The organism is Megasphaera sp. UBA4382 (assembly GCF_002391155.1).
Lineage (GTDB): Bacteria > Bacillota > Negativicutes > Veillonellales > Megasphaeraceae > Megasphaera > Megasphaera hexanoica.
This window is the reverse complement of sequence record NZ_DGRS01000055.1, coordinates 1-18,408: the sequence shown is the minus strand read 5'-3', so window position 1 is coordinate 18,408 and position 18,408 is coordinate 1. Positions and strand designations below refer to the sequence as shown.

Here is an 18,408-nt window from a genome sequence, read left to right as displayed (position 1 = left end):
ACCTGCCCGTCGCAAACGCACTGTCCATTTGTTATAAATATTATACCATGTACACATGACAGTTGTCACGACAATATAATGTAGATATGGCAAAAGGAACCGGCCGCTGGCCAGTCCCTCCCGCTCTGCTGTTACAAGTCTATCCGGTAAATATGTTGTACCTTTTGTTTGTTATCGTATAGAGTAAAATACACATGGTTCGTATCATCTGTGGCAATAGTATCCGGCGTATACACTTTGTCATCAATCTGATAGATGATATCACCGACGGCGGAACCTGTCTTTTTATCAAATATGCGGAACAGCCCCCGTCCCGTAAAACCGACATAATCACGGGTGACAAAGACAGGTCCGCTGGCGGAAGCTTTTTGCATCCCTTCAGCCAGGCCCGTATTCACTTCAAAGGAACGCAGTTCCTTGCCATCCGGGTCAAAAGCATAAAGCGGGTTCGTCCATCCCGTGCCATTGTTCGAACCATTACGGGCCGTCCACTGCATATAGAAGCCGTCTGTATCAGCTGCAATCAGCTTGGGAGCGACTTCGTCTTTAGCAGCCTTGCGCTGGTCCATATAACCAAAGGTAGCCAGCAGCAGTTTGGGATTCGAAAAGCCGTCTTTCGTGAGCGTGCCCCGCGTGATGCCGGCCGTCGCACTGGCCCCTTCGCGATCGAAATAGACCGTATCACTGCCGTAGACAGACTGGACGGAGCGTTCCCGGTTGCTGCTCAAGGCCGCCTGGTGGACAGCCGAACCGTCATAGATGCCCTGGACATGATTGCCCTGGCAAAAATAGACGTTCTTGCCATTCGTCGTCAGCCAGGACAGTTTCATCAGACCGATTTCTTGTCCTGCCGAGAGCTTGTCGCCCTTCATCGGGAATTTCCAGAGATGAGCATCGTTTTCCCCTTTTTCCTGAGTCGGAGCATAGACTGCATCAGCTGTCACGGCCAGACGGGATTTGACAAAGTGAGGCAGCTCGATTCCCGTCAATTCATAGAGCGGTACGTCTTTACCAGCCAGTTTGAGTGTTTGGATAGGTTTCATCTTCACGGCATCTGCTTTCGGTGATTCCGGTGCGTTACTGCCACATCCGGCCAGGAATGCGACGGAAAGAATACCGGCCGCTGCGAGAGAACAGATGCGTTTTGTCATCATAGTCATGGAACGCCTCCTTTTGTATTATTTCTATTGAATTATCGGGAAGTCTTCAAAGCCCGATGGTAATCCGTCCTTGTCCGGCCGGGTTCCCATAGTCAGCAGCCAGTGCGGCACCAGTGGTGAAAAAGCAGGCTGCGAGCAGCGTGACCAGCAGTTTCTTCTGCTTCATTCCAAGCGAGGTTGTCCTGAATTTCATAGCAAACACGTCCTTTCTTATAAATGACAGGGCTTATCCAAATCCTTCTTTACGGCCCATATAGATGTCATAGCTGTCCTGGAGCATCCATTCGACGATTTCCGTACGGCCTACCCAGGGGCCGGCTGCCGTTTCAGGATGCATGGTGAACCAGGCGATGTTATGCTGGAAGATGTGCCGGTAATACCATTGCTTGCTCTTCAAGGTCAGGCCCTGGCGCCGCGGGTTCACTTCATGGACGACGGGAACGGTTTTTCCCTTCTGGTCCTGCGTCAGGATTTCCAGCAGGCCGTCGCCGTCTAGGTCGGTGACAGCAAATTTCTTTAAGGGGTTCCCGTCCCTGGGATAAATGGTATCCCAGTATTGCGTAAAAACGTGAATCTGCTGCGCTTCATCAGAATCCAGGCGCACGGCCCGGCGATACCCTTCTTCACAGGCTAAGGCACTGGTTCCAATCAGGCAGGCCGCCATCAGCATGAGCAGTATTTTTTTCTCATATCTCATAACGAGCTCTCCTTATATACCTGTTTAAAACTTCCCTCCTCCGCCACCGTGACTGCTGTCGGTGCTATCGTGGCGTTCTTCTTTTTTGGCTTTGGCTACGCGGGACACGTTCATGAACAGGAAGGTATCGTCCTTCTCTACGAGGTCGAAACTGTCTTCATCAAGGTAGGCCGAAGCCGCCAGGGCCGGGGCGACATTGCTCATGGTACTAATGAGATAGCGCCGGATGAGGAAGCCACCGACGATACCGAGGACCAGGGCGATGGCCAGGGCCGTAACACTGAACTGGTCATGAGGATCGTAGGCCTTGCCATTGGCTTCATAATAAGCCAGCAGTTCACCAGACTCCGACGCATACGCTTTGAAAGCATCGCCATATTTCTTTTCTTTCAGCAGAGGCAGGAATTGTTCTTCCAGTGCCGGTATGCCGCCTTTATCCGTGATGCGCTGGCGCATGGTCTTATCTGTAGCGATGTAGTAATCGCGTGTATCCATGGCTAGGACCAGGACCATATTGCCATTCTTTCCGTCCTTATAGGTGCTGTCCAGAATCTGATTGGCATAGTCACCGATTTTCACTTGCTTCGTCGAGGCGACCGTGACGACAGCCAGGCGCACGCCATATTTCTTTTCGACATTGCCGATTTCATTTAACACGGCAATGCGTTCACTTCCCTTTAAGAGCTGAGCCCCGTCAGCCAGGCTGGACGGATTGGCAGCCAGGGCGTTCATCGTCAGGAAGAACAGGCAGACAAGGAACAGCATACATTTCGTTACATATCCTTTCATGACTATCCCTCCTTATACGAACAACTTGGCGATGAAGTAAAAAATCACTGTCAGGATCAGAGAGCTGCCGGCCCAGTACAGATTAGCTTTCTGCTTGTCATAGGGCAGGCTGCCGATCATCTTGCCGGTCTGGCCGTTCATCATGAAGGTATACGGCTGGTCCTGGTAACGCGTCGTCAAAATCCACACCGGCGCCATGGCGTAGGACACAGCTCCTTCATCTTTGCTGATGACATCTTCTTTGAGTTCTACCCGGTCATACCCTTCGACGGTATCTTCGAGGACACCGATGGCGCTCTGGCGGACCCGTTCGTCTGCCCGGGGTACGGCTGCTTCAGCATCGACATCGTATTTATCGGCAAGGCATCCCGTCAGGTAGACACTGCTGAAATCTTTCATGCCATCATAATCGTAAGGTTCGATGCTTTCCATGTACGTGTCATCCATCTTCTGGCTGCCATCGACGGGGATACGCTGGAAGCGCATAGTCCCCTTGCGGTCGCAGCGGTAGACGCTGGTCTCAGTGATGCGTTCGTCTTTCGTTTCATAGACCGTATCAGTCTCTGCCTTGAATTCAGCCGACGCCGTCACTTCGGAATCAAAGAGCCAGAAGGGCACGTACATGGGCTGGATGGCTTCTACGCGGTTATGGGCCGTAAAAGCTTTTGGCAGGAGCCGCTTTCCCTTATAAAACGCATTTAATGCTGCTATGGCATCTTCTTTTGTCTTTGTAAAGGGGATGACAAAGTCCGGCTTGAGCATCCCCGAGAAACGACTGGGCAGCATGGTAGGATTGCCACAATAACAGCATTCTGTCGCCATTGTATTGCTATCACTGACGATTTCAGCACCACAGGACGAACAAGTGAAAATCTGCAGTTGGGCTGCTTCGTCTTCGCTCCATTCACTGCCGGCATTTGCCGTATCCCATTTAGCTTCCTTTGCAGCCTGGGCTTCTGCCGCCATCTTTTCTTGCTTTGCAAACAATTCTTCGATTTTGGCAACTTCGAATTCCGTATCACAATACGGACAGGTTACCTTGGCGGTACCAGGAGCAAATTCCAGAGGCCCTCCACAATTGGGGCATGTATATCCCACAGAGGTATTAGCCATAATCTCACCTCATTTCATACGTCACTGTTTATCGTTGTCATCAAAAGGATCGCCGCACTGAGGGCAGAATTTTGGCGGATGATGGGGATCCGGCGGCTGCCAGCCACATTTATCGCATTTGAAAAGAGGGGCATCAGCCGGCTTTTTCGTACCGCATTCCATACAGAACTTGCCCTGATTGACAGCGCCGCACTGCGGGCAGGTCCATCCATCGGCATCTTTTTTCTGTTCCGGACGGGGCTTGCCACAATTTTCACAGAATTTTCCCGTATTGCCTTTCTGTCCACAGCCACAGTCCCACATACCTTCAGCCGGTTTAGGTTCCGGTTTCTTCGTTCCGCAGTTGAGGCAGAACTTGCCCTGGTTCGCCGTGCCGCATTGCGGGCAGGTCCAGCTGCCTGCCGTACCGGCCGCCATCGCTCCGCCTGCCTGCGCAGCTACGACCCGTTCCGCTTCGAACTGCTGCGGGTCCATCAGTCGTTGCCGCCGGTTCATCAGCTCCTGCTGCTGAGCCATCTGCTGATACATGCCGGCACCGGCATTGCCGGCCATACTCATGTTCATGAAACCAAAAGCTGCACCGCCGGCACCTTCATTCTGGGCGGCCATACGCATGGAATCGCTAGTGGCATCAGCCATAGCTCCCATGGCCAGGGACGGATCTGACAGCGTCTTACCCATCTGTACTTTCTGGATTTTCGCTTCATCTTCTTCATTAGCTTTGATACTGTTGATGCCAAAGGATACGATTTCCAGACCGCGCAGTTCCCGCCATCGTTTGGACAGGACCTCATTCAGGGCATCGGCGATTTCAAACGTCCGTCCCGGCAGTTCGACGTAGTCAATCCTCTGGGCGCTCAGCCTGGCGAAAGCCGGCTGCAGCGCATTGAGCAGTTCCGATTTCAACTGGCTGTCAATCTGGCTGCGTTCATACCTGTCGTCGACATTGCTCGCTATATTCGTATAGAACAGGACGGGATCGACGATATGATAACTATATTCGCCAAAACAACGCAGACGGATCAGAAGAATCTGCCCCGTATCGGGATCTTTCATCTTGAAAGGAACTTCCTGGGGCGTACCGTATTTATTACCGACCAGTTCTTTCATGTTGAAATAGTAGACACGCTGATCTTTCCCCGTATCGCCACCAAAGGTAAATCGTTCCTTCATCTGTCCCCACATGTCTTTGAGTCCCTGCTTGAGATCACCTGTAAAAATAGATGGCTCCGTAGATTTATCATAAATATACTCGCCCGGCTCGTTGCAGAGATCGACGACCTTGCCCGATTCGACAATCATCATACACTGTCCGTTATTGACGGCAATTTTCGAGCCATTAGAAATGATGTTGTCTTCCCCGCTCGTATTGGAACTGCGGCCACGGGAACTAATCCGCTTCTGCCCTTTCATCATCAGGACGTCTGCAGGCATACTGTCACAATAGAAAAACTCTTTCCACTGGTCGGCCAGGACGCCACCTGCCGCACCCATCGCTGCTTTAATTAAACCCATAATACAACCTCCTTTACAAAATGATTCATCGTGGGCATTCTTTTGTTATTTTTTTAGTTCTATTTATCTACGTATAGGATACTAAATTTCGAAAAAAAATAACCTGTACTTTAATACAGGTTATTGATACATATTGTGAATAGAAATATCTTATTTCTCCAGTCAATATGCGTATATTAGATAAATAACTTTCTGTTCTTTTGGCTGAATACCTGTTCCGCTTGAGAGACAATGGCCGTACGACGCAAAAACACCTGCCTTATGAGATAATTCTCCCATAAGACAGGTGTTTACTTTATGCAGTATTACTACATCACAGACTGCAATGTTTATTAGAATGCATTGTGGCTGTATTCATAATACAGATTCAGCAATTCATCCATCTTGTCGTTCATGATGACCATCAGGTCGGAAGCCGTATCATAATCTTTGACAGCCAGGGCTTTTTTGATTTTGGAGAAGATAGACAGATTCTTTTCCGTATCGCGGCCCAGTTCTGTACGGAGCGTGTTGATGATCTTCCAGCGTTCAACTTCCAGCGGGTTGGAATCGGCTTCTGTATGAAGTTGTTTGCAGGCAATGACCTTTTCCAGGTTGTCCGGGATGATGCGGTACTGGAGTTCCAGAGCCCAGCGGGTAAGAGCACCCAGTTTAAACGATTCTACGAAACGTTTTTCAAAGGCACCTTTGGTAATTTCTGCCAGTTTTTCCGGATATTCGTCGAGAGCTTTGAAGTTTTCCCAGACGGTCTTCGGAGCCTTGCCAAACATGTCAGCCCGTTCTTCATCGGTAAAGGCTTCAAATACATCGACTTCGCTGCGGTATGCACGGTCTTTTTCAAGGTAATCGGCGTCATCGCCCGGTTTCTTCGAAAGTTCGGCACATAATTCAGCCGGTGTCTTGCCACTGGACAGGGCATATTTGATACCGTCGAGAGCGGCAATATACAACAGGGAAATGGCAATATAAGTATTAGTGAAAGCGTTAGGAGCACGCAGTTCGAAACGGGTAGCAGCCGGTTTCATCGTATTGCGGATCAGGCCGATGAGGACCGAACGGTTACGGGACTGTACAGCCGGTGTTTCGCCACCGAGAGCTGTTACGATGCAGACCGGAGCTTCAAAGCCCGGTTTGAGACGATTGAGGGCATCGTTTGTCGAAGAAACGAACGGATTGATGACTTCGTAATGTTTCAGGATGCCCATGATAGCACCATAGCCGAGAGCAGACAGGAATTCCTGGGACATGTCATCAGGATTGTAGAGGTTGACGAATTTACCGTTCTTCATGATGGCACCGATGCCGATATGGGTGTGTTCGCCACTGCCGGCAACGCCCTGAATCGGTTTAGCCTGGAACGTAACTTCAAGACCATTTTCACGGAATACTTCACGGACGATGACACGGGCCTGGATTTCGTTATCAGCCGTCTGTACGGGATCGCCTGTGTATTTCCAGTCGATTTCGAGCTGTTCGAGAACGTAAATCAGATTACCGGAATCATCAATCTGGGCTTTGATACCACCGACTTCTTTATGACCCATTTCTGGTTCGAGGCCATAGAGACGGAGGCGTTCAACAGCCTGTTCCAAAGCTGTACGGACTACGCCGTGTGTACGCTGCCAATACGATTCCTGCAGTTTCTGTGTAACGGAAAGGCTGCGTGTTGCCACTTCCTGGCTCGGGGTCTTGACCCAGAATTCCAGTTCGGTTGCCGTCGTAAATACGATTTTTTCGATATCGTCAGTATTAATGGTCAGGCCTTTGACGCCGTATTTTTTGATGACTGCCAGAAGTTCATCATTAACATAATTCAATGTGTTGCGGAGAATGGAACGGGAATCGATATAGCCCGTTGCATGACGCAGAAAGCTGGGGATACGGAGAGTACCAACCGGCTTGCCTGTTGCATAATCGATGTTGCCATCGTTATAATCGACGAACCAGTTTACACCGGGGTCAGCCTTGATATCAACACGGGCATTGGAAAGCGTTGCAATGCCCGGCAGGACGACGGAAGAACCATCTGTCTGGAAAGCCGTTGCATTGAAGAAATCATCATAGTCATCAAAGAACGTAGAAATAGGAATCTTTTCATCTGTATCATTGCCGGCGAGATCGACGCCGACGAGAGATACAAATTTGATTTCCGGATGCTGTTCGAGCAGGGCCAATACCCCTTCTTTACCATACTGACCTGCAGGAATGACATAAACTAAATCTTCTTTTACCATACCCAATTCCTCCTTAACAAATAAAAAAGACTTCTCCCCTAAAATTTGGTTTGAAGTCTTCTTTGACTTGATTCATGACTTATTTTGTTGTCTAAATCATGGTTAAATATTACAATCAATCAGCGGATTTGTCAAGCGATTTATGATAAATTCACTACTTGTTTTGTAAGATTTTTTTGACGGTCTGGGAAACGACCTTCCCGTCGGCTTTGCCCTTGACTTTCGGCATGACGAGCTTCATGACATCGCCCATCTTAAGAGACGACGCATCCTGCCCGGCAATGGTGTCACGGACGATTTGCGCAACTTCATCTTCCGTCAGCTGTTTTGGCATATACTTTTCCAGAACGGCCATTTCAGCCTTTGTCTGGTCTGCCAGGTCAGTACGGCCGGCTTTTTCAAATTCAGCCAGCGATTCTTTGCGCTGTTTCATTTCTTTGGCAATGACTGCTGCCACACCGGCATCATCCAGTTCGCATTTACCATTGATTTCCGTATTTCTAATGGAATTACGGACCATGCGTATGACGGAAAGAGCCGTCTTACCAGCTTCTTTCGCTTTCATTGCCGTTTTCATATCTTGAAGCAGTTCTTCTTTCAGAGACATGATATCACCCTTCTACTCTTTGCGATTATGCTCTATACTTCCGTTTCCGTGCTGCTTCAGATTTTTTCTTTCTCCGTACGCTCGGTTTTTCATAGTGTTCGCGTTTCCGGACTTCGGAAAGAACACCTGCTTTTTGGCAAGAACGTTTGAAACGGCGCAGTGCGCTGTCCAAGGATTCATTTTTACCAACTTTGATTTCTGCCATTCTATATCCCTCCCTCCAAATGTATGTTAGGGAGTGCTTTACTGCACACATTGAAATTATACTCAAAAAGAGCATATTTGTCAATCCGTAAAGTACTGTAGAAAGTGAAGTCATACACTTTCCTCAGGCAGACATCAAGGATGATTGCCTATTATAATCCGGCTTCTTTACGGAGGATATCGGCCTTATCGGTCTTTTCCCAGGGAAGATCCAGATCGTTGCGGCCAAAGTGACCATAAGCAGCGGTCTGTTTGTAAATCGGACGCTGCAGGTCGAGCATTTCGATGATGCCGGCCGGGCGGAGATCAAAGTGTTTATTGATCAGGCTGACGATGACATCGTTATCGACCTTGCCTGTACCGAACGTTTCAACGTGGATAGAAACAGGGCGGGCAACGCCTATGGCATAAGCCAGCTGGATTTCGACCTTATCAGCCAGTCCCGCGGCAACAATATTCTTGGCTACATAACGGGCTGCATAAGCGGCCGAACGGTCGACTTTTGTGGGGTCCTTGCCGGAGAAGCATCCGCCGCCATGACGGGCCATGCCACCGTACGTATCGACGATGATTTTCCGTCCCGTGAGGCCCGAATCACCCTGAGGGCCGCCGATGACGAACCGTCCCGTCGGATTAATATACAGTTTTGTCTTGTCATCGAACAGGCCTTCAGGAAGTTCCGGCTTGATGACGTATTCGAGGAGATCTTTTTCAATCTGGTCACGTGTTACTTCCGGACTGTGCTGTGCCGAAATAACAATGGTGTCGATACGGACCGGTTTGCCGTCATCGTATTCGACCGTGACCTGTGTCTTTCCATCGGGACGGAGATAAGACAGCGTGCCATCCTTACGGACTTTTGCCAGGCGGCGTGCCAGACGGTGTGCCAGGGAAATCGGCAGTGGCATGTAATCGTCCGTTTCATTAGTAGCGTAGCCGAACATCATACCCTGGTCACCGGCACCAATCATATCAAATTTATCCTTCTGCCCTTCTTTTGCTTCCATAGCTTCATCGACGCCCATAGCAATATCTGAAGACTGTTCGTCAAGGGATACGAGGATGCCGCATGTATCGCAGTCAAAGCCGTATTTAGCCCGCGTGTAACCGATTTCACGGATTGTTTCGCGGACGATATGTGGAATATCGACATAACAGGTAGTGGAAATTTCACCTACGACATGGACCATGCCAGTCGTTACCAGCGTTTCGCAGGCAACGCGGGCATTTTTGTCTTTTGCCAGGATGGCATCAAGGATGCTGTCGGAAATCTGGTCAGCCATCTTATCAGGATGACCTTCAGTAACGGATTCAGAAGTAAAGAATTCGCGGTTTTTAGCCATTTGTATATCCTCCTTAACTTTTTTAGTTCCATTTGATACGTATGTAAAAAAAAGCCCTCTCTGACAAGAGGGGGCTACGTATACCCATCTGCCAGTATATACACTGTTGGATTTAGCACCTTTCAATAGATGAAGGTTGCTGCGGCATCACAGGGCCAGTCCCTCCGCCGTCTCTTGATGGAACTATATTTTATTTGACGTAAGATAGTATACCCGATATAGCAGGATAATGCAAGTCTTTTTCAAAAGAAATTTTCCCTGCCCGGTAACACCTATACCGTATCAGGCTTTGGGCACAGCTGTTGTCTTTTCATCCCGGGCATTGTCCTTTGTAACAGGATTGAGTTCGTCTTTCGAAATGGTAAGACGATGCTGTGCTGCTGCCAGGATGAGGTCTGCTGTCTTTACGACACCGTAATCGCTGGATTTCAGGCTCATATCGTAATTGGCCCCATATCCCCAGTAGGAATCAGTACAATACATGCAGTGGTCGCGCCGTTCCTTGTTGACGCGGTTGCGGATTTTCATAGCCGTATCGGCATCGACGTGTTCGCGCAGCATGATGCGCTGCACAGCCCAGTCCGGATCAGAAGAAATAAATACATTAAATGTATTGGGACGCTTGCGCAGAATATAGTTTGCCAGCCGCCCGACGATAACGCAGGATTTGCCGTTGGTTAGTTCCCGGATGACATCGGATTCATCATTAAACATCTCCTGCCGCTTCGACTCATACCCTGTCGAATAATGGACGTAATCATCGTAGACTTTAGCCAGGAGCGGACCGAGATGCTGGTCTTTTTCCTTGCGCCAGGCTTCGAATGTCTGGGGATGTTCTTTCCGTGTCATATTGAGAATAGCCGTGTCATAGTAGGGCACGCCCAGCTTGCGGGCTACGAGTTTGCCTATATTGCGGCCACCACTGCCAAATTCCCGGGAAATAGTGATGACCAGCGGGCATTCTGCATTTTCCCGTATCCATGCCGGATGATTTTTACGCCCTTCGATTTCACCGACCGCATGATGGCGGAACAGGAGATGTTCGATAGGCCCTGCCATGGTGCAGCCCAGAAGGATGAGAACCAGACCGATGACAGCGTTCATCGTAATCGGTTCCGACAGAATAATCGCCGACAGGATCAACGCGATGACTGGTTTAATGAAGAAGGCAAAAGATGCATTAGAAGGGCCAGTCAGTTCAATTGCTTTCATGAAGCACAGGTACCCGAAACCGGTAACGACGAGGGAGCAATAAATGAGCGGCCAGATAGTACGGGAATTGATGCCGCCCAGGATAGGATCGCCGTGAAACAGGAGGATAAAGAACAGGAAAAAGCAGCCCAGAAGGAAACTGAAGGCATTTTCTACATTGCCGCCCAATTTGGCAATACGCAGCTTACCAAGTGTCGTATAGAGGGCAAAGGAAACAGCTGCCGCAGCCGAAACGAGCAGCCCGAAATTGCCGCTTTCGATAATGGCTACGGGATTGGCTACGATAATCAGACCGACGATACTCAGGACCAGGGTAATTGCCTTTTTGCGGGTAAATGCTTCATGAATAATAAAATACGAAAAAATCATGACAAAGACAGGATTACTGGAAAAAACGATAGCCGCAAGGCCGGCATTGGCCATATTGACCCCAATCTGGAACAAAATCATGCTGAAACAGATATTGACCAGCCCCAGCACAGCCAGATAGGCTATATCAGAACGATTCAGATGGATATGGCGCTTCTTCATATCCCGCAGTGCCAGAGGCATCAACAGCAGACCACCGACGAGAAAACGAAGAAAGGTCAATTGAAAGGGAGTAAAAGCAGTGCCAGCGATTTTCAACGAGATTTCCATGGTCCCGAAGGCCAGTGCTGTCAGCACAATACAGATTGTGCCTAATTTAGATGACATAGAAAAGCCTCCTCTTCATACATTACTGCTTTTAAATGAAATGATACATCAAACCATTAAAGCAAGTCTCATTATATACCCGCTCGATAAGCGTTGCAATATAAAAAGGTGCTACACTTTTCCATCCCATTCTTTTGTTTTTTTATACTTCCCGGTGTTCACTACACCATCTATTCAGACAGGCTGGCAGCAAGCCGCTTCCGTCTCGGCGTATCGTTGAGGACGTATAATAAGCCTTCTTTCGTCGCATTCAGAACGAGAGATCCGGGAAAACGGGCATTTTGTAAAAAGGCGTCCGACCGCTGCAAATCTCCGACATCGAGCCATATATGTGCGTCACTGCCGGCAATGACAGGAACCTGGTACTGCTGACAATATTTCAGCAGCACAGGAATATTTTTTTCTGCACCGGTACGCCCGTTACGTGGCGAAGCAGAACTATTATTGATTTCCATGGCAATATGTTCGTGGGAAGCCGCCTCTACGAGTTTTTTATAATCAACAGGAAAGCGGTCATCGTCAGGATGCCCCAGAATTTTAACATAGGGATTTTTCATAGCCTCGATAAGTGCCGATGTGTTCTCCTCTACCGATCCGGACTGGATGCAGTCTTTGTGGAGACTGGCAATGACGTAATCGACTTTCTGCAATATGCGTTCTTCCATATCGACACGTCCATCATAATCAATAATATTTAGTTCCATTCCTGTAAAGACGTGCAGTCCATCGATGATGTCAGGGATTACTTTAAAATTGGTAAAAAAGATAGGCTGCGGCGCACCGGGCATGGAACTGGAATGTTCTGATACCCCTAGACCCCAGAGGCCCCGTTTCCTGGCCGCAGCGATATTATCCGTAAAGGAACCATAGGCGTGGCCACTGGCCAGCGTATGGGTATGCAGATCAAATAAAAAATTCATATGCTTTCCTCTTTTCACGCCGTAAATACGAGCCGTACCGATTCGCCGGGGAAAAATACTTCTCCTGACCGGGCAAAAACTTGGAATTCTTCTTTACCACAGGTGACGGCGTAGTGTATTTCCCTGCCGTGAAACTGCCGGTTCGTTATGGTCGCTTCCAGTCCCGGCCCATCATAGGTGATATGGAATTGTTCCGGCCGGACGGGATAGAGACCTTTTTCTTTTAGCGGATAGGCAATACCCGTATCAGGATATACGAAAGGATGTCCCGCCACATGAAAATCACTCCCCTGCCAGGTGCCATGAAGGAGATTACATTTGCTGACGAAGGTAGCGACGAATTCGCTTTCCGGGTGAGTATAAATTTCTTCCGGTGTTCCCAGTTGTTCGATGACGCCGTAACGCATGACCAGAATGCGGTCTGCCATGGCCAGGGCTTCGCTCTGATCGTGCGTGACGTATATGATAATGGCGCCCGTACGGCGGTGTATGTCCTGGATTTCTTTGCGCATATTGATTTTAAGTTCGGCATCGAGAGCACTCAGAGGTTCATCCATAAGCAGGATGGACGGCTTGCTGACGATAGCCCGGGCCAGGGATACGCGCTGGCGCTGGCCGCCGGACAGTTCCCCGGGATAGCGGTCGGCCAATGCATCGAGTCCCATATCATGGATGGCCTGGGCGACAGCGGCTTCTTTTTTCTCTGCCGGCCAGCCTGCTTTTTTACGGCTCTTCAGAGGAAATTCCACATGTTCCCGCACAGTCATGTGTGGCCACAGGGCAAAGGACTGGAACACCATGCCAAGGTCTCTGTTTTCAATGGGAACCATGACTGATGAATCAGAATAGACCGTGCCATCGAGGCGTACTGTGCCAGAGGTAGGTTTCAGGAAGCCGCCGATAATCCGCAGCAATGTCGTCTTGCCACAACCGGACGGGCCGAGGATAGCAAGGAATTCTGACGGTCTGATAACCAGATTAATATCATTAAGCACTGGCGTGCTGCCGAATTTCTGTTTTATGTGTTCGAGATACAAGCTCATACACGTTTTTCTCCTTCTTTTTTAAAGATGTAGCCCAGGCCAGCATATATCCGCCAAGGAGCAGTAATACGACGACGGTGGACATGGCCGCCGACAGGCTGTAATCGCCGGCCTGCTGAAAACTGAAAATCGTAAGGCCGATGGTCTTTGTACCGGCACTGGCCAGAATAGACGATAAGGTTAGTTCGGTCAGGGACAGGCCGAATATGAGAAACGAACCGGAAAGGACAGGCCTCATCAGCAGGGGCACCAGCACATAGCGCCAGACTGACAGCATAGAACCGCCGCTGGCACGGACAGCATCCTCCAGTTCGGGATTAATGGCATTCAGTGCAGTTTTACTGCTCTTTATCTGAAGAATCAGGTAACGCGTGATGTACGCAAACAGCAGGATGTAGATTGTCCCATAGAGCTGGGGCCGGACCCCGGGGAGCGGTTCCGTCCACTGGAAAATCATGGCCAGAGCCAGGACAATGCCCGGCAGTGCATAGGTCAGGGCTGAGCATTTTTCAGCAATTGCAGCGGCCAGACTATGGCGGCGCACTTGACGGAATGCCAGGACCGTACCGATCACGATGCATACCAGACAGGTGACCAGTGCCAGAATCAGGCTATTGCGGACGGCTGTAAGAACGCCCGTGTTGGTAAAGACAAAGGAAAAATTACGCAGCGATATATTGCTATAAGTCAAGGCAAGACCATAATTTTTCAAGAATGCGTTGAGAATCATATCAGCCAACGGAACGAAGTTGAGAATACTGAGCAGACCCATGACACCCCACTCCAAAATCTTTCGTCTGCTGCCGTTCAGGATGATGCGGGGCTGGAAATCTTCTTTGATGGATTCCATAGCACTGCGGCTATGAACAAAACAGCTTTCCAACAGTGTCCCGCCAATGGCGATGCACGATAACAGGACAGACAATGCGGCTGCCATGGGAAATGCATCGGGTCCGAAACTGATGGCCTTTTCGTAGATGTACGTACTGAGTACGGGAATCCCCGATGAAATGCCCAGAAAGGCCGGCACGGCAAAGTTATCAATAGCAGCCAGGAATGCCAGCAGGCTGCCACTGGCGATAGCTGGCCAGACTTCCCGCAGGTCAATGCGCCATATAGTCTGCCAGATAGTAAAGCCGCAGGCCCGGGAGGCCCATTCCATCTCTGCAGGTATCTTGCGCAGCATGTGGACGACGCTGAGGTAGACAACGGGAATATTGATGAACCCCAGGACAACCCATATGCCGGTCAGACTGTATAAATCGAGCGGGGCAAGCCCCAGTGATGTCACAAACGTATTAATATGGCCTTGCTTCAGCAAAAGGCCTGACCAGGACAGCGTCACGATATAAGACGGGATAATGAACGGCATGAGAATGAGCAGTTCCAGCAGCTTTTTGTGACGGATATTGGTATAGGCTGACACAAAAGCAAGGAAACTGCCCACAAAGGCAGCCATAATCGTCGACGCAATGGAAATGATCAATGTATTTTTTATGGCTTCCCACGTCCGCTGGTCATGGAACAAGGTAATAAAATTGGCCAGACTATAGCCATCTGCGCCATGAAAACTCATGACGCAGAGGCGCAGGACCGGGGCCACAAAGACAAAACACAGAAGGCTGTAGAACACCAGGCGTACTATCGGCCGCTGTATCTTTGAGGATAACAATGGAAGTCCCCCTTTATGAGAAGATGCTGCTGAACTGTTTTTTATCGGCTTCACGGTTGGTAAAGAGTGTCGTCACGTCGCCAGACAGTACATGGATATCCGTAATCGATTTCAAACCTTCCGGAGCAGCGACTCCTTCTTTAATCGGCGTATATCCGATGCTGGCAGCCAGTTCCTGTCCCTTTCGGGACAGTACGAAATCGATAAAAGCCTGGGCTGCTTTTTTATGTTTGGCATTCTTTACCAGACCGATTGGTTCGGTTACGGCAGGAGATCCTTCCGACGGATAAATGAAGGTGACAGGCGCTCCGTCTTTCCGTGACCGGTTAGCCATGAAATCGGCAACGATACCGTAAGCTTTTTCACCAGAAACGACAGCTTTCTGAACGGAACCATTTCCCTTATCGACTTTAACGCCATTGGCTTTCAGGGCATTATACCAGTCCCAGCCAAGGCCGTTTGTCCGGGTAAGCAGGCTCAGGTTATAGGCAGCCGCGCCGGAATATAGCGGACTCGGCATGGATACTTCGTCTTTCATAGCCGGTTTTGTCAAATCGGCAAAAGCAGCCGGCTGTTCTTTGGCTTTATCCGTATTGACCATAATGCCCGTCGTAATGACTTTCGTTCCCGTATACATGTGGTCCTTATCGATGAACTGACTGGGAATATCGGACAGTTCTGGCGATTCATAGGCTTCCAGCATATCTTTATTTTTCAGGGATTCAAAGGTTACATTATCGGCGACCAGCAGCACATCTGCTTTGATATCGCCGGCCGATTGTTCTGCCATGACTTTACTGATGACTTCTTCCGTACCGGACCGGAATACACTGACTTTGACATCAGGATGTTCCTTGTTAAACGCTTCTATCAGCTTCTGGGCATCTTTTTCCGGCTGGGACGTATAGAGGACGACTTCCCCTTTAAGGTCGTCTTTGGCAGCCGATGACTGTTCCCCGCTTCCTCCGCAGCCTGCAAGACTAAACAGCGTAACACCGGTCAGTAAGAGACCGCAGGTTTTTTTTATCCATGTATTCATGTTGTTCCTCCTCATGTAAAAAATCAAGATTTTTGTGTAATATCGTATAACCGGTACCGGCATCAAACCCTTCTACGACCAGTGGCAGCTGCCGGCTGTATAAAACGGGCAGCAGTTTCATGAAGTCATAATCTCCTTCCCTAAGGGGCGTATGATATACGGGACCCTGACGGTTGCTGATATGTATCTTAGACAGCCGTGGCATCTCATTCAATATGCGACGGATTTCCGCCGTGCTGTCACAATGGGCCGTATCCAGCGTATAATAAAATGCATCAAACAAATCTCCTGCTGCGTTCTCCATAGCCTCAACAGATGTGACGAACTCTTTCGGAATCTTCTCCATAATTTCCAGTGATACGGGGATTGCTAAAACATGAGATGCTTCGGCAATCTGTTCCAGCGATTGATGAAACAGGGCCACGCTGGTTCTGGGCCAGAATGGCATAGTCATATGTCCAGGATGAACCGTCACTTCAGAAGCTTCCAGGTCTCTGGCCAGATGCAGCGAAGCTATGACTTCCTGAACAGAAGCCTGCCGTATTCCCTCATTGAGTGAAGCCAGGTTCAGATCCCAGCTGCAGCTGTGCACAAAAGTTTTCATCTGGAATTTCCTGGCATATTCTCTATAAACATTCCGGTCGTACTGATGATAGAAAAAATGCTGTGCCCATACTTCTATCCCTGCCAGCTGATGTTCCCGGACAATCTGTGCCATATCCTGCAATGGTGCACTCCACATCAGCGTGGAAGAGAAAAAAACTTGCTTCATATAACCCCTCCTTCTGCACGAACATACCCATTGTGAATCACCTTTGTAAAGATTTCCTATACATCCCGTTGCTTCTATGTAAAACTTTTTACTTCTATGGAAAATTCTGGTATATCCACACATCGGGGATTCTGGTATACTATGTTCAGTATTACACTTTCTTTTTCGAAAGGAGCTTTTCCATGACCGAAATTTCCCAGGAAACGAAATCAGAAATACAGGGCCGCTTCCCTCTGTTTAAAGAAGCCTGCCATGCTTTCTATGCCAAAGAGCTGCCGCCTGCCAAATACAAGGGCACGTCTGGCAAGTTTGGAAGCTATGGTGAACGGGGCGGGCAGAGTTCTATGCTGCGTCTGCGCTTTTCCGGCGGTGCCATCCGGAAAAAACATATTCTCTTTTTAAAAGATATACTCGGGCGGTATCCCTTAGACCTGATTCATTTCACGACAGGCGAAGCTCTCCAGATTCATCATTTATCTGAAGAAAACCTTCTTGCTTTATATCAGGAATGCTTCAATGCCGGCATATACTGTTATGGCGCTGGCAGTGATAATCCGCGTAATATAACGGCCAGCCCTCTCCACGGCGTCGAACAGGGTGAATATTTTGATATGACCCCTTATATCGAAGCAGCTTCCCACTTCGTCATCAATCTCATGCCCAGGCTGAACCTTCCCCGCAAATTTAAAATCAGCTTTTCAAACGGCCTCGACAATGAAGGACATGCAACGTTCAAAGACCTGGGATTCGTAGCCCGTCCGGATCACACATTCGATGTCTTTGCCGGCGGAGGTTTTGGCGTCAATGGCTCCCGCTTTGGCATTCTCATCGACCACGGTATCGATCCCCTAGATATTTCTTACTACATTTTTGCCTATGCCCGTGATATTTACATGAAATACGGTGATTATGAACACCGCGGCCGCAATCGTTCCCGCTTTATTCTGGAAGCCATGGGAGAAGATGCGTTCCGTAAGGCTGTGCAGGACGCCGTCAGGAAAGTCCGCTCTGAAGGAGATTACAGACTGACGATTGAACTGCAGCCACCGGTGACAAAAGGCAGTGCCGACGATCGTATATTATCTGACCCGCGCATAGGAAAACAAAAACAGCCCGGCCTGTACTATGTAGCCTACAAGCCCCTGGGCGGTACGCCGGATATGACTGTATTCACCCGTCTTCTTACGGCACTTTCAGCTATGGATGATGTCGAAATCCGGCTCAACGCTGATGAAACAGCATATATTATCAATCTGACTGCCCCGGAAGCCCGGGTGATAGCGGATATTACCATAAGTGATACGGCACGGACACCGTTTGAACAGTCGGTCAGCTGCATCGGCGCAACGGTATGCCAGCAGGGATTGCGCGATTCGCACGGTACATTCGTCC

General features: G+C 49.2%; 17 protein-coding genes and 1 riboswitch. Of the genes, 1 reads left to right on the top strand and 16 read right to left on the bottom strand.

Features of this window, described 5'->3' with window-relative positions; all coding sequences use genetic code 11:
• Positions 1–131 precede the first annotated feature (131 nt).
• From B4H10_RS06450 to B4H10_RS06375, 16 genes are all read right to left on the bottom strand, one after another.
• On the bottom strand, positions 132–1,160 hold the full coding sequence (locus B4H10_RS06450) for a hypothetical protein (RefSeq protein ID WP_292018469.1): 1,029 nt from the start codon (positions 1,158–1,160) through the stop codon (positions 132–134).
• Positions 1,161–1,206: 46 nt separating this feature from the next.
• Positions 1,207–1,353, bottom strand: a complete 147-nt coding sequence (locus B4H10_RS06445; protein ID WP_292018468.1) for a hypothetical protein — start codon at positions 1,351–1,353, stop codon at positions 1,207–1,209.
• 33 nt (positions 1,354–1,386) lie between these two features.
• Positions 1,387–1,857, bottom strand: coding sequence for a hypothetical protein (locus tag B4H10_RS06440; RefSeq protein WP_292018467.1), 471 nt, complete (start codon positions 1,855–1,857; stop codon positions 1,387–1,389).
• Positions 1,858–1,881: 24 nt separating this feature from the next.
• Positions 1,882–2,646 (bottom strand): TPM domain-containing protein, encoded by a 765-nt coding sequence (locus B4H10_RS06435; protein ID WP_292018466.1) that lies wholly within the window; start codon positions 2,644–2,646, stop codon positions 1,882–1,884.
• Between the two features lie 12 nt (positions 2,647–2,658).
• On the bottom strand, positions 2,659–3,759 hold the full coding sequence (locus tag B4H10_RS06430; RefSeq protein WP_059077469.1) for an IBR domain-containing protein: 1,101 nt from the start codon (positions 3,757–3,759) through the stop codon (positions 2,659–2,661).
• Positions 3,760–3,780: 21 nt separating this feature from the next.
• Positions 3,781–5,274: an SPFH domain-containing protein gene (locus B4H10_RS06425; RefSeq protein ID WP_113855972.1), complete on the bottom strand. Its 1,494-nt coding sequence runs from the start codon at positions 5,272–5,274 to the stop codon at positions 3,781–3,783.
• Between the two features lie 332 nt (positions 5,275–5,606).
• Positions 5,607–7,508, bottom strand: coding sequence for a glutamine synthetase (locus B4H10_RS06420; protein ID WP_075582325.1), 1,902 nt, complete (start codon positions 7,506–7,508; stop codon positions 5,607–5,609).
• A gap of 154 nt (positions 7,509–7,662) precedes the next feature.
• Positions 7,663–8,115: a GatB/YqeY domain-containing protein gene (locus B4H10_RS06415; RefSeq protein WP_059077466.1), complete on the bottom strand. Its 453-nt coding sequence runs from the start codon at positions 8,113–8,115 to the stop codon at positions 7,663–7,665.
• A 25-nt stretch (positions 8,116–8,140) separates the two neighbouring features.
• Positions 8,141–8,320, bottom strand: coding sequence for a 30S ribosomal protein S21 (gene rpsU, locus B4H10_RS06410; RefSeq protein ID WP_059077465.1), 180 nt, complete (start codon positions 8,318–8,320; stop codon positions 8,141–8,143).
• A gap of 151 nt (positions 8,321–8,471) precedes the next feature.
• The gene (gene metK / locus B4H10_RS06405) at positions 8,472–9,662 is read right to left on the bottom strand and encodes a methionine adenosyltransferase (RefSeq protein WP_059077464.1); all 1,191 of its coding nucleotides are present in this window, start codon (positions 9,660–9,662) and stop codon (positions 8,472–8,474) included.
• An 81-nt stretch (positions 9,663–9,743) separates the two neighbouring features.
• Positions 9,744–9,846: riboswitch (SAM riboswitch) on the bottom strand.
• 98 nt (positions 9,847–9,944) lie between these two features.
• A complete protein-coding gene (locus B4H10_RS06400) occupies positions 9,945–11,570 on the bottom strand; it encodes an EamA family transporter (RefSeq protein ID WP_292018465.1) in 1,626 nt (541 codons plus the stop codon).
• 170 nt (positions 11,571–11,740) lie between these two features.
• Positions 11,741–12,490 (bottom strand): phosphatase, encoded by a 750-nt coding sequence (locus tag B4H10_RS06395; protein ID WP_292018464.1) that lies wholly within the window; start codon positions 12,488–12,490, stop codon positions 11,741–11,743.
• A 14-nt stretch (positions 12,491–12,504) separates the two neighbouring features.
• A complete protein-coding gene (locus tag B4H10_RS06390; protein WP_292018463.1) occupies positions 12,505–13,533 on the bottom strand; it encodes an ABC transporter ATP-binding protein in 1,029 nt (342 codons plus the stop codon).
• Entirely contained in the window at positions 13,478–15,205 is a 1,728-nt protein-coding gene (locus B4H10_RS06385) for an ABC transporter permease (protein WP_292018462.1), read from the bottom strand. Before B4H10_RS06385 ends, B4H10_RS06390 begins: the two co-directional genes overlap by 56 nt.
• A 13-nt stretch (positions 15,206–15,218) precedes the next feature.
• Positions 15,219–16,244 (bottom strand): ABC transporter substrate-binding protein, encoded by a 1,026-nt coding sequence (locus tag B4H10_RS06380; protein WP_292018461.1) that lies wholly within the window; start codon positions 16,242–16,244, stop codon positions 15,219–15,221.
• The gene (locus B4H10_RS06375) at positions 16,186–17,016 is read right to left on the bottom strand and encodes a sugar phosphate isomerase/epimerase family protein (RefSeq protein ID WP_059077459.1); all 831 of its coding nucleotides are present in this window, start codon (positions 17,014–17,016) and stop codon (positions 16,186–16,188) included. Before B4H10_RS06375 ends, B4H10_RS06380 begins: the two co-directional genes overlap by 59 nt.
• 182 nt (positions 17,017–17,198) lie before the next feature.
• Between B4H10_RS06375 and B4H10_RS06370 the strand changes: the two genes are divergently transcribed.
• Positions 17,199–18,408, top strand: a 1,210-nt coding sequence (locus tag B4H10_RS06370) for a nitrite/sulfite reductase (protein ID WP_292018460.1), incomplete at its 3' end; no start/stop codon positions are given.